General features: G+C 74.5%; 10 protein-coding genes and 1 pseudogene. 3 read left to right on the top strand and 8 right to left on the bottom strand.

All coding sequences use genetic code 11. From position 1 onward, the window contains the following. Positions 1–2: 2 nt before the first annotated feature. Together AY578_RS03065 and AY578_RS03060 are read right to left on the bottom strand one after the other, a co-directional pair. Complete coding sequence (locus AY578_RS03065) at positions 3–545, bottom strand: ATP-binding protein (RefSeq protein ID WP_136237307.1); 543 nt, start codon at positions 543–545, stop codon at positions 3–5. 183 nt (positions 546–728) lie between these two features. Then, positions 729–1,052, bottom strand: coding sequence for a hypothetical protein (locus AY578_RS03060; protein ID WP_019526930.1), 324 nt, complete (start codon positions 1,050–1,052; stop codon positions 729–731). Between the two features lie 325 nt (positions 1,053–1,377). On the opposite strand from AY578_RS03060, the gene AY578_RS03055 reads away from it, so the two are divergent. After that, positions 1,378–2,529, top strand: coding sequence for a PLP-dependent cysteine synthase family protein (locus AY578_RS03055; RefSeq protein WP_019526929.1), 1,152 nt, complete (start codon positions 1,378–1,380; stop codon positions 2,527–2,529). On the opposite strand, the gene AY578_RS03050 is transcribed toward AY578_RS03055, so the two are convergent. Together AY578_RS03050 and AY578_RS03045 are read right to left on the bottom strand one after the other, a co-directional pair. Then, positions 2,503–2,973, bottom strand: a complete 471-nt coding sequence (locus AY578_RS03050; protein WP_258901989.1) for an SRPBCC family protein — start codon at positions 2,971–2,973, stop codon at positions 2,503–2,505. The genes AY578_RS03055 and AY578_RS03050 overlap by 27 nt on opposite strands. A 67-nt stretch (positions 2,974–3,040) precedes the next feature. Beyond that, positions 3,041–3,892: a DeoR/GlpR family DNA-binding transcription regulator gene (locus AY578_RS03045; protein ID WP_258901987.1), complete on the bottom strand. Its 852-nt coding sequence runs from the start codon at positions 3,890–3,892 to the stop codon at positions 3,041–3,043. 289 nt (positions 3,893–4,181) lie between these two features. Between AY578_RS03045 and AY578_RS03040 the strand changes: the two are divergent. Further along, positions 4,182–6,498: pseudogene (locus AY578_RS03040) on the top strand (hypothetical protein). 54 nt (positions 6,499–6,552) lie between these two features. Here AY578_RS03040 and AY578_RS03035 read toward each other — a convergent pair. The 4 genes from AY578_RS03035 to AY578_RS03020 form a co-directional block, all read right to left on the bottom strand. Then, the gene (locus AY578_RS03035) at positions 6,553–8,985 is read right to left on the bottom strand and encodes a right-handed parallel beta-helix repeat-containing protein (RefSeq protein ID WP_136237304.1); all 2,433 of its coding nucleotides are present in this window, start codon (positions 8,983–8,985) and stop codon (positions 6,553–6,555) included. Positions 8,986–9,109: 124 nt separating this feature from the next. Next, positions 9,110–9,721, bottom strand: coding sequence for an Rv1733c family protein (locus AY578_RS03030; RefSeq protein ID WP_019526924.1), 612 nt, complete (start codon positions 9,719–9,721; stop codon positions 9,110–9,112). Positions 9,722–9,821: 100 nt separating this feature from the next. Beyond that, on the bottom strand, positions 9,822–10,649 hold the full coding sequence (locus AY578_RS03025) for an MOSC domain-containing protein (RefSeq protein ID WP_026244143.1): 828 nt from the start codon (positions 10,647–10,649) through the stop codon (positions 9,822–9,824). A 62-nt stretch (positions 10,650–10,711) separates the two neighbouring features. Then, positions 10,712–11,149, bottom strand: coding sequence for a DUF6643 family protein (locus AY578_RS03020; protein ID WP_020700209.1), 438 nt, complete (start codon positions 11,147–11,149; stop codon positions 10,712–10,714). A 295-nt stretch (positions 11,150–11,444) separates the two neighbouring features. Between AY578_RS03020 and AY578_RS03015 the strand changes: the two genes are divergently transcribed. Further along, positions 11,445–12,139: TerD family protein (locus AY578_RS03015; protein ID WP_258907209.1), on the top strand; the 695-nt coding region annotated here is incomplete at its 3' end.

Genomic DNA, 12,139 nt, shown 5'->3' with positions numbered 1-12,139 from the left:
GGTCAGCCGGGAACGGCGGACCGGGCGGGAGCGGGTTCGGGCCGGTGGACCTCGGCCACATGGTCGACGAGTGCGACCTCCGTGAACCGTGGCCGGTCCGGTGCGGCGGGCGTGAGCTGCGGCCGCCGGTCCCAGGCCGCCGGTTCGGCGGCCGCGGGCGTCGGCAGGGTGAACCACACGACCTTGCCGACGTCGTCAGGCAGCACGCCCCAGCTCTCGCTCATGGCGGCCACCATCGCCAGTCCGCGGCCACACGTGGCGAGCGGTCCGGCGTCCGCGACGACCGGCAGCCGCGGATCGTGGTCGTGCACCGACACCTTCAGCCGGTCAAGGAGCAGTTCGATCTCCACGGTGCACGTCTTGTCGGGCTGGGCATGCCGGTGGACGTTCGACAACAGCTCCGTCACACCGAGCGAGGCCCGGTCTATCAGGGAATCCATGTGCCAGTAGCGCAACTGCGCAGATACGATTCTGCGGACCTGGCCGATCCGCGACGGCAGGGCTTGGAGCTCCACCGTGCAGTGCCTGCTTGGGTGACTGATCACGGCTGCGACTCCCCGACGTGAGGTCCGGAAGAACACGGAGTACGGATCCAGCAGGGCGCCTGCGTGACGCTGCCGCCTGCTGTCGTGGCCGGCGGGCTGGTTCGCAGCGTTATCGCCGGTAAACCCAGAGTGACGTGAGAACAGCGTGACCCAGCGGAGGATACGGCGCAACTCGCGGACATCTCAGGCGCCGCGCCCCGCCGCCCGGCGGACGGCCTCGATGAAACGGCGGGCCGCGGGCGGGCCCGGCTCCCCGGGCGCCGGGTCGTGGTCCCCGAGGGTCAGCAGGTAGCGGTTGCCGTTGAGGTCGGCCAACGCCCGGCCGTCGGGCGCGAACCAGGGCCGCGTGGCCCGCACGGCCTGCACCGGCGCGCTGTCTATCTCGGTGCCGTAGCTGGTGAGCAACTCCAGCCGCCCGTCGCTGATCCGGACCTGTCCGGCCCGGGTGAGCGACCGCAGCCGCCGGCCGATCCGCACGCCCGTGGCCTTGAACTCCGGCTCCGCCATTGCCACCGCCCCCTCTGTGCGCGTCGGTGTGTGCCGGACCGCGCTGCGCGGGCCGGCCACTGTCCGGAACCAAGTGTGCCCCTGCTCCCGCCGGTGCAGTCTGCCCCCACCCGCCGCCGAGCACCAGAGCCCCCGCCCCCGCCGGCCGGAGCGCGGGGGGCACTCGCGCCATTGCGCCCCCACCCCCGCGCCCCCTGGGCCCCAGGGCTGCCTTTCAGGCCACCAAAGATGTGTTTATGCAGGTGAGAGGTGGTGCGAACGGTGCTTATGATCGGAGTGTCGGCCGCGCTGGACGCCGTCGGCGCTCAGTGTAAGGAGCCCAGTCGTGAGCACTCCCCAACAGACCCCGACCGGCGCCACTCTCGACGTCGACCGCACCGACCCCGCCTACCGCACCTGGCTGAAAGAGGCCGTGCGCCGGGTGCAGGCCGACGCCAACCGCTCGGCCGACACCCATCTGCTGCTCTTCCCGCTGCCCGAGCGGTGGGGCATCGACCTTTATCTGAAGGACGAGTCGACCCACCCCACGGGCAGCCTCAAGCACCGGCTGGCCCGCTCCCTGTTCCTGTACGGCCTGTGCAACGGCTGGATCCGCCCGGGCCGTCCGGTGATCGAGGCGTCCAGCGGCTCGACCGCCGTGTCCGAGGCGTACTTCGCGAAGCTGATCGGCGTGCCCTTCATCGCCGTCATGCCGCGTACGACGAGCGCCGAGAAGTGCCGCCTCATCGAGTTCCACGGTGGCCGGTGCCACTTCGTGGACGACCCCCGCACGATGTACGAGGCGTCCGCCGCCCTCGCGGCGGAGACCGGCGGTCACTACATGGACCAGTTCACCTACGCGGAACGGGCCACGGACTGGCGCGGCAACAACAACATCGCCGAGTCGATCTTCCGTCAGCTGCGGATGGAGCGGTTCCCGCAGCCCGAGTGGATCGTCGCCACCGCCGGCACCGGCGGCACCTCCGCGACCCTCGCCCGCTATGTGCACTACATGCAGTACGACACCCGCATCTGCGTCGCCGACCCGGAGAACTCCTGCTTCTTCCAGGGCTGGACGACCGGCGACCCGGACGTCTCCTGCGACAGCGCCTCCCGCATCGAGGGCATCGGGCGCCCCCGGATGGAGCCGAGCTTCGTGCCCGGCGCCGTCGACCGGATGATGAAGGTGCCCGACGCGGCCGCCGTGGCCGCCGTACGCGCCCTGGAGCGGGTCATCGGCCGCAAGGCGGGCGGCTCCACCGGCACCGGGCTGTGGAGCGCGCTGAAGATCGTGGCGGAGATGGTCGCGGACGGCAGGCGGGGCAGCGTGGTCACGCTGCTGTGCGACCCGGGCGACCGCTACCTGGACAAGTACTACTCGGACGCCTGGCTGGCCGAACAGGGCCTGGACGTGACGCCGTACGCGCAGGCCATCGACTCCCTGCTCAGCACGGGCGTGTGGCCCGAGGCGTCACCCCGCGAGCCGGCGGTCCAGTGAGGTCATGGCGTCACGGAAACCCGCGGCGAGACCCAGGCGGCCCGCCTTCATCGCCAGGCGGAACGGCGCGACGCCGTCCACCGCCATCGTCCAGCGCACCCGTGTGCCCGTCCCGGCCGGCTCCAGCCGCCACTCCTCGACCATCGCGCGGGCGCCCGGCACGTTGGTGACGTCGACGCGGTAGGCGTACACGTCGGGCTCCTCGGCCGCGAGGATCGTCTCCCGGAACCGGGCCGCGCCCAGCAGCCGGATCTCCCGGCCCGCGCCGCCGTCCAGCGGACGGGCCAGGGTGAGCACGCGGAACCACGCGGTCCAGCCGGCGACGTCCCGCGCCAGGGCGTGGAACACCGCCGGGGGAGCGGCAGTGATCTCCCGCTCGAAGACCAGGCGCACGGGTGCGACCGAGGCGAACTCCTGCCCGACGGGGCGCAGACGGTGGGCCATGGACTCAACTCCCTGGGAGATCACGCTGTTTGCGGTACACGAACGGCACGGAGGAGCCTCGCCCCGGTCAGGCGTCGGCGGCCGACGCCTGCTCGTCCTCGGACTGCTCGGGCTCGCCGGCCACCACCAGGCGCCGCAGATGCTCCGACACCTCCGCGCGGGCCTCGGCGGACAGCCCTGAGTCCGTCACCAGCGTGTCCACCTGCTCCAGCGAGGCGAAGGAACTCAGGCCCACGGTGCCCCACTTGGTGTGGTCGGCGACCACGATCACCCGCCGGGCCGACTGCACGAGGCGCCGGTTGGTCTCCGCCTCCGCGAGGTTCGGCGTCGACAGCCCCGCCTCCACCGATATCCCGTGCACCCCGAGGAACAGCAGGTCGAAGTGGAGCGCCGCGATCGCCTGGTCGGCCACCGGGCCCACCAGCGAGTCGGACGGTGTGCGCACCCCGCCGGTCAGGACGACCGTCGCCGCCCCCTGCCGGCTCCCCGAGGAGCGCTGCGCCGCGTGGAAGACGTCCGCCACCCGCACCGAGTTGGTGACCACCGTGAGGTCGGGGACGTCGGTCAGCCGGTGCGCCAGCGCGAACGTCGTCGTGCCGCCGGACAGCGCGATCGCCGCGCCCGGCGGGACCAGCTCGGCCGCCGCGCGCGCGATGTCCTCCTTGGCGGTCAGCTCAAGACCCGACTTGGCCTCGAACCCCGGCTCGTGCGTGCTGGCCTCGACCACCGGGACCGCGCCGCCGTGCACCTTCTCCAGAACGCCCTGCCGGGCCAGCGCGTCGAGGTCGCGGCGGACCGTCATGTCCGACACGCCGAGCCTGCGGGTCAGCTCGTTGACCCGGACCCCGCCCCGCCGCCGGACCTCGTCGAGGATCAGGGTGCGCCGCTGCTCGGCGAGCAGGTTCTGATTCTCGCTCACGTACGCTCCGGTCCTTTCGCCGCACAGCCGTCCGACACACTCCCGCGCGTCCACGGCCTCGGGCGGCATGCTCCCGGGCACCGGTGCGCGGACGTCCCATCCTCCCATGCCGGGCCCCGGGCGGCGCCACCGGTCGATCGTCGCGTACATGGCGGTTCCCGGTGCCCGGGTGGTGCGTGCGCGTCACACGGATCGGGGAGATTGAGTGACGAGGGGCGCGCACGGTCCGGGAGCGGAGGATGCTGTCCGGCACGGACGGATCCGACGGGGCGTCAGGGGAGGCCGCACGGTGGAGAACGCGCAGCAGCACAGGCCGGACCGTGAGGGTGTCGCCGGGGCCCGGACCGCGCTGGAACTCCTGGTCCACGGGGTGGGCGGCACCACACCTGAGCAGATGCTCGACGACCCGCGCACGGTCCGGGTCACCGGCGACGACACCGCCGCCGTGTTCCGCCGTGCCGACGACGCCGACGCCGAGCGTGACCCCGGCGCCCGCCGTGACGGGCCCGTCCCCGAGGCGTACGTCTGGTGCAACCTCACCTCCGGCAACGGCACCCGCGCCCTGTGGCTGCTGCTCCTGCCCTTCATGGTGGTCAACCTCGCCCACTGGATGCGCCCCAGCGCCCACGCCCGCCGCCGCAGCGTCCGGCTGTACGGGATGCTGGTGCGGCTGTGCGGCCTCAGCCTCACGGTGCTGCTCGTCGCCGCCGCCTGCGAGGTCGCCCTCGACCTCACCGCCTGGCAGTGCGCGGGCACCCCCGCCTGCGCCGGCCGGCACTCCTGGCTCGGCTTCCTGACGCCCGGCGAGGGCTGGTGGGGCGCGCCCGGCCGCCGGCTCGCCCTCGCGGCCCTGGTGCCCGCGGCCCTCACCGGACTGCTGTGGTTCTGTCCCTGCGGACCTGGAGCGGCCTACGAGTCGCAGCAGCCGCTCGGCGGCATCGAGGCCGAGGAGGACACGGCCCGACCGCGCTGAGCGGCCCGGCTTCTGGTACGGCCGCCGGCTGGGCGCCCGGCTGCGCGCCGCGCACACCGCCGCGCTGCTGACGGTCGCCGCTCTTCCGATCTAGGAGGGCCGGGCCGCCCGCTACGACCGCGAACCGGGCGGCCCGGCCCTCCTCGCCGTCCTGGGCGTGCTCCTCGAGGCCGCCCTGGCCGCCGGGGCGGGCGCGGTGGTGTGGGTGGTGTGCCGCCGCGGCCGCAGCGAACGCCGCCTCGACGGCGACGCCGACCGCCTGCTGGTGCGCGGGCTGCCCCTCGCCGCCCTCGCCCTGTTCGTCTCCAGCGCCCTCTACGCCGGCTGGGAGCGGCCCGGCTGGGAGTCGGCGGGCCGGCTGCCCGGCAACCTCACCTTCGGCGCCCTCACCTTCGCGCAGGGCCTGCTGGTGATCGTCCTCGCCTGCGTCGCCCACGCCCTGCACCGCACCGATCCCGACCGGCGCGCCGCGCTGCGCGGACTGGCCGGACCGGCGGTCGCCATGCTCGCCTGCGCGCTGGGCGGCGTGATGTCCGGCGGGGTCTCGCAGCGGGTGTCCGACTGGCTGGACGGCACCCGCGCCTCCATTCCCGGGCCGCCGGTGCTGCTCACCTGGCAGGCGTCCGTGATCCCGCCGCTGCTCCTGCTGCTCCTCGTGATGTGCTGCTGGCTCGCCCGCCGCGCCGTGCACCTCGCCCGGGCCGAACACGCCGCCGTGGAGGAGGAGTACGCCGGGGAGGCGGGCGACCCGGGCCGCACCCGCCGGATCGCCTCCGTGCGCGCCATGGCCGCCCTCACCGACCGGGGGCCGCGCATCCTCGCCGTCACCTCCGCCGCCACCCTGCTGCTCGGCGCCGGCGCCCTCGTCGGTGCGACGGCCACCGGGAAGACGCCGGGCGAGGCGGCGCGCGGCGCCCATCCCGTCGTGCACGGCGCCGCGCAGACCGCCCAGGCCCTCGGCTCCTGGCTGATCGGCCTCGGCTTCGTCCTCCTCGTCACCTGGGGCCGCCGCGCCTACAAGGACGCCTCCGCCCGCCGCACCATAGGGATCCTGTGGGACGTCGGCACCTTCTGGCCGCGCGCCGCGCACCCCTTCGCGCCGCCCTGCTACGCCGAGCGCGCGGTGCCCGACCTCACGTGGCGCATCGCCACCTGGACCCGCGCCACCGGGGGACGGCTGGTGCTGTCCGGGCACTCCCAGGGCAGCGTGCTCGCCGCCGCCGCGGCCTGGCAGCTCCCTCCGTCCGCCCGCGGACGCGTCGCCCTGCTCACCTACGGCTCCCCGCTGGAGCGGCTGTACGGCCGCTGGTTCCCCGCGCACTTCGGGCCGGACGCGCTGGGCGCCCTGCACCGGGACGTCGTCTGCTGGCGGAACCTGTACCGGCGCACCGACCCCATCGGCGGCCCGATGCGGCTGCCCGGCGACGGCGGACCCGGCGTGGACCGCCCGCCGCTGAAGGACCCCCTCGCCTACGGCCGCACCGCGGAACACCCGCTGCCCGCGCCGATCCTCGGCCACTCCGACTACCAGGCCGACCCGGCGTTCGCGGAGGAACGCCGGCGCCTGCTGGCCCGGCTGCGGCCCGAGGTGCCCGCGCCCCGCACCACCGGGAAGCCGGGACCGGCGGCCTGACGGCCCGGGAGCCCGAGGGCCCGCCCTCGCTCCGGGCAGCGGGCCCGCGCTCGCTCAGGGCAGCGCGGGCAGGTCCTCCGCGTACAGCAGCGTCAGGTCGTCGGTGGTGGGCTCGTCGAGCTGGGCGACCCGGCTTGCGTGCCGCTCCACCATCGCCTCGAACGTCTGCCGCGCCGTGCGGCCGTTGCCGAACGCGGGGCCCTTGGGGATGTCGGTGAAGTACTTCAGCAGCGCCTCCGCGGCGCCCGGCGCCAGCCGGTACTCGTGCTCCTCGGCCTGCTGCTCCACGATCCGCAGCAGCTCCTCGGGACCGTAGTCGCCGAACGTGATGGTCCGCGAGAAACGGGACGCCACACCGGGGTTGACCGACAGGAAGCGCTCCATCTCGGCGGTGTAGCCGGCCACGATGACCACCACCGCGTCCCGCTGGTCCTCCATCAGCTTCACCAGCGTGTCGATGGCCTCCTTGCCGAAGTCGCGGCCCGCGTCCTCCGGCGACAGCGCGTACGCCTCGTCGATGAACAGCACACCGCCGCGCGCCTTTTCGAACGCCTCCTGCGTGCGGATCGCCGTCGAGCCGATGTGCTCGCCGACCAGGTCCACGCGGGACACCTCGACCAGGTGGCCCTGCTCCAGCACCCCGAGCGAGGCGAGGATCTCGCCGTACAGGCGCGCCACCGTGGTCTTGCCGGTGCCCGGAGAGCCGGTGAACACCAGGTGCCGCTTCACGGACGCGGCCTTCAGCCCGGCCTGCCGGCGGCGGCGGCCCACCTCGATCATGTCGGTGAGGGCCCGCACCTCGCGCTTGACGCTCTCCAGGCCCACCAGGGCGTCGAGTTCGCCGAGGACGTCCTTGGAGGTACGCGTCTCGCGCCGCGGTTCCGGCACGGCGGCGGGGGCGGGCGGCGCCGGGGCGGGGACCGTGCCGAGCAGGCCCGTGGTGTGGCCCGTCGTCTGCACCGCCGGTTCGGGCGTGGGCGGTTCGGCGCGCAGGCTGCCGGACTCGTCGCTCGTGCAGTCCTCGACGACCGGTCCGCCCGAGCCGGACGTGCCGTCGGCGCCCTCGGCGAACTCGTAACCCCCGCGCGCGCAGCGCTCGGTGCGGCACTTGCGCAGCGTCGTACGGCTGCCGTCGATGACGTGGAAGCCGTAGCCGCCGCTGCCGGTGACCCGGCAGTTGTCGAAGGTGCCGCGGCCGCCCGCGGACACGTACACGCCCGCCTCGGCGGGTGAGTCGACCGTGCAGCGCTCGACGGTCGGGTCGGCGCCCTTGGTGACGATGACGCCCGTCTGGGTGCCGTCCAGGGTGCAGTTGCTGAGGATGCCTCCGCTGCCGTGGTCACGGAACCAGGCGCCCGTGGCCGCCTCCCGGATGCGGCAGTCGTCGAGCTGTGCGGTCGCGCCGTCGCTCACCGACACGGCCGTGTTCCGCACCTGGGTCAGGTCGCTGTCGACGACGTCCGCGCGCGAACCGCGGTCGAGCACGAACAGCGCGTCCGGCACGTCGTGCACCCGGCAGGAGTCCAGGACGGCCGTGGCGCCGTCGCTCACCCACACTGCCGGGTAGTCGCCGGTGCTGTCGAAGATCTCGCACTGGTTGGCGTCCACGCGCGTGCCCGGGTCCCACACCGACAGGCCGTTGCGGCCGAACTGACGCACCGTGGTGCGGGTCAGGGTGAGCACCGAGCGGGAGCGCAGGTCGACCGCGTTCTCCGGGACGTCGTGGATGCGGCAGTCGGCCAGCGTCAGCACGGCGTCCGTGTCGAGCGTGACGCCGTCCCCGGTGGTGCGGTGCACGTCGCAGTCGGTGAGATGGGCGGTGGCACGGCCGGTCACCTGCACCCCGCTGCCGCGCACCTCGTACACCTCGCAGCCGACGGCCTCCAGCGCCGAGTTCTCCCCGGTCGCGGTCAGGCCGGAACCCGAGGCGTGGTGCACCTTGCAGCGCTCGAAGCGGGGGTGGGCCCCGCCGCGCACGGCGACGCCCGCCTGTCCGGCGGCGACCACCTCGCACTCCTCGAACACCCCGCCCCCGCCGTCCACCACGGCGATGCCGGCGCCCGCCGGGTTGTCGACCGAGCACCGGCGCACCGTGGGCCGGGCGGCGCCGCGTACCTCGATGCCGGCCGCGGACCGGCTGACCACGCGGATGTCCCGCAGCTCGGGGGTGCCCTCCTCCACCAGCACGGCCGGGGCGGTGGCGTCCTGCCCCTCCACGTGCAGGTCCTGCACCACCGCGGAGGCGCGCACGGTGAGCGGCACCCCGTCGGGCGGCGCGATGCGCACCGAGCCGGGCGACCCCTCGGGCCCGCGCAGGGTCACCGCCCGCCGTACGACGAGGTTCTCCCGGTAGGTGCCGGGAGCGACGGTGAGCACGTCGCCCTCGCCCGCGGCCTCCAGGGCGGCGGCGAGCGATGGGTACTCACCCGTGCGGCGGCGCCACCTCGATGTGCCGGTGTGCGTCACCTGGACCGTGCCCTGTGCCATGGTGTTGCCGTGCCCCCACCTCGTCGTGCCTGTGACTTGTTCGCGCCCGAGTCGCTGCCGATCGGTTCGGCCGGACCACCGTAGCGTGCGCGGGGGCGGCGAGTTGACCAGAGGCGGAACGCCGTCAGCTGTCGGCGCCCGCCCTGCCCCAGTCCGGGCCCGCCTGGTCCCATTCCCGGTCCCAGCAGGCGTACCGTCCGCGGAGCATCCGCCGCAGTATCAGGCGCCGGCCGCCCTCGAAGAGTCCGGCGGCCAGCAGAGCGGCCCCCACGCCCGCGAGCACCGCGTGCGCCGTCGCGGCGCCCGGCTCCAGCGGGCGCGCGACCCGGTCCCCGTGCCCGTCGGTCCATATGCGGAACGTGTCGCCCGGCCGGGGGTCCGGCAGGCGCGCCTGCACGGCCTCACGACGTCCGGAACCGTCCGGGGCGGTCCAGCGGGCCAGGACGCGGCTGCCCGGGTCGCCGCCGAGCAGTTCGGGGTCCGTGGCCGCCGGGGCCGCTTCCAGCTCGCGCACCACCGTGGCCGTGACCAGGTGCCGGGACTGGTGCTGGGCGCGGACCGACCGCTGCAGCGATGCGTGCGCGGCGCTTCCGGCCAGGACGCCGATCAGCGGCGCGGCGAGCGCGACCAGCAGGAGCGTGATGAGCGCCAGCCAGGCCTCCGCGAGGTCGGTGGGGCGGCGCAGCGGGTTGCGCCGCCAGCGCCAGAGTCCGCTGACCGCCCGCACGGCACGCACCCCCTCCCCGGTTCTCCCACCGATCCCTCACGCTGCCCAACGCGCCGGAGCGGGCCGGGGTTCCCGAGCCGCGCGACCGCGTCCGACGGCTGAGTGCGCGTCAGGCCACGACCTCCAGCGGATCGCCGACGCGGAGGGTGCCGGGGGAGACGGGCACCAGGTTCACGCCGAAGAGGAGCCGGCCGCCTAGGGACCGGTGCCGGCCCAGGGTGTGCAGCGGTTCGCGTCCGCGCCGTGCGGTGTCCTGGTCGGTGGTGGTGACCACGCACCGTCCGCTGGGCTTGGGGACCCGGAACGTCATCTCGCCGATGGTGACGCGGGTCCAGCCGTCCTCCGCCCACGCCTCCGTCCCCTCGACGACCACGTTGGGCCGGAAGCGGCTCATCGGCAGCGGGCCCTCGTGCGCGTGCTCGCCGTGTGCGATCAGGGAGTTGAGCCGGTCAAGGGAGGCGGTCGTGGTGAGCAGCAGCGGGTAGCCGTCGGCGAACGTCACCGTCTCGCCCGGCAGTGCGTACGCCGGGTCCACCGGGCGCCGCACGGCCGGGTCGTCGAGGTGCACCAGCCGCACCGGTGTGTCCAGGAAGTCGCTGCACCACGCGTGCACGGCGGCGTCCTCGGCGGGGACGACCTCCACCTTGTCGCCGAAGACGTCCGCCGGGACGGTCGCGCCGGGGGCCGGCACGGGCACGGTGACGGGATCCCGTCCGGGCGCGGACAGCACGACGCCGCCGCCGGGCAGCGGCTCGGCGACGGCGAGGGCCAGGCGCGGGTGGCGGCGCTGGGTGACGACCTTTCCCCCGGCGTCGATCAGCGTCCAGCGCCGGTCACCGGCCGGACCCCAGCGCTCCACGGCGACCTCCCGGAGCGGCAGGCTCCGGAAGGCCTTGACCGGATGAACGTGGATCGAGCGCACACGAGCGTTCCCCATGGGGCCATCGTGCCATCACAGGACGGCGGCCCCGGATCCGTTCGGCGCGTTCCGGCCGCCGCTCAGTACCCCCGGTACTGCTGGTTGTTGTACGGGTCCTGGTACGGCGCGGGCGCCGGCCGCGGGGCGGCCGCGGGACGCATCGCCTCGTACCCGGCGGGCTGCGGCTGGCGCGGCGGCTGCTGCTGCGGGCCGGGGTAGCCGCGCGGCGCGGTGGCCTGCTGCGGGATGTACGCCGTGTGCGCCTGCTGGAGCGGGGCGGGCTGCGGCATGGCGGGCTGGGGGTAGCCGTAGGACGGCTGGGACGGTGCCGCCGGGAGGGCCGGCAACGCCGAGGGAAGCGCGGGCAGATGACTGGCCGGCGCCTCGTACGCGGCGGGGACCCGGATCGGGGCGATCTGCGGGGTGCCCCGCTCGGCCACGAGCGAGTCGTAGATCGGGGTGTCCGGGAAGGCAGCGGAGGAGTATCCGCCGCCATACATGGAGCGGGGGGAGGTCATGGCACATAAGTTAAGCCCACGATGTGCTGGTTGGGGAGACCGATAAGAGGGTTGTTTTCCGCGCCCTGGGTGACTGGCGATCCCCAATGCGAGCGAATTCACGGAAAACGGGCGTACTGCCAAGCGAAATTCGTGTAAAGGCCGAGTTCCGGGGGCGTTACCGGCGGTCGCAGGGGGCGGTTCTCCCCCATGGGCGTGGGCGCCCCACGCGCGGGGGATTAGGTTGGGCGGACGCACACCGACGGATGCCGGGGCTCGCCCGGCGCGGCGACCTGTGATGGGGGCGGACATGTCCATGCCGAAGGGATCGAACACACCGGTGCCGGCCACGGCACTGCGGGTCGACGTGGGCTGGCGTTCCGGTCCCGGCGTGCCCGACGCCGATGCCTCGGCGCTGCTGCTGGCCGGCGGCAAGGTCCGCTCCGACGCCGACTTCGTCTTCTACAACCAGCCCGCCCACACCTCCGGCGCCGTACGCCACGAGGGCAAGCGGCAGGACGGGGGCCGGGTCACCGACACCCTGCTCGTCGACCTCACGCGCGTCGAGCCCGGCATCGAGACCGTCATCCTCGCCGCCTCCAGCGACGGCGGCACCTTCGGACAGGTCCCGGACCTCTTCATCGAGGTGAAGGACGCGGCGAACGGCGCCGTGGCCGCCCGCTTCGACAGCACCGGCGCCACCACCGAGACCGCCTTCGTCCTCGGCGAGTTCTACCGCCGGCAGGGCGCCTGGAAGTTCCGCGCCGTCGGACAGGGTTACAGCAGCGGGCTCGAGGGCCTGGCCACCGACTACGGCATCACCGTGGACGAACCGCAGCACGCCGCGCCGCCCGTCGCACCGCCCATGGCGCCCCCGGCCCCGGCCGCACCGCCTGTCGCACCGCCCATGGCGCCCCCGGCCCCGGCCGCACCGCCTGTCGCACCGCCCATGGCGCCCCCGGCCCCGGCCGCACCGCCTGTCGCACCGCCCATGGCGCCCCCGGCCCCGGT

The sequence above is a fragment of the Streptomyces thermocarboxydus genome, assembly GCF_024760485.1.
GTDB lineage: Bacteria > Actinomycetota > Actinomycetes > Streptomycetales > Streptomycetaceae > Streptomyces > Streptomyces cellulosae.
The sequence above is the reverse complement of the archived record's forward strand: the minus strand, read 5'-3'. Positions and strand labels throughout refer to the sequence as shown.

Excerpts from the sequence above, each read along its gene's own strand:
- AY578_RS03025 (WP_026244143.1), bottom strand. The coding sequence starts at position 10,649 with ATGGGGAACGCTCGTGTGCGCTCGATCCACGTTCATCCGGTCAAGGCC.
- AY578_RS03050 (WP_258901989.1), bottom strand. The coding sequence starts at position 2,973 with ATGGCCCACCGTCTGCGCCCCGTCGGGCAGGAGTTCGCCTCGGTCGCA.
- AY578_RS03020 (WP_020700209.1), bottom strand. The coding sequence starts at position 11,149 with ATGACCTCCCCCCGCTCCATGTATGGCGGCGGATACTCCTCCGCTGCC.
- AY578_RS03060 (WP_019526930.1), bottom strand. The coding sequence starts at position 1,052 with ATGGCGGAGCCGGAGTTCAAGGCCACGGGCGTGCGGATCGGCCGGCGG.
- AY578_RS03035 (WP_136237304.1), bottom strand. The coding sequence starts at position 8,985 with ATGGCACAGGGCACGGTCCAGGTGACGCACACCGGCACATCGAGGTGG.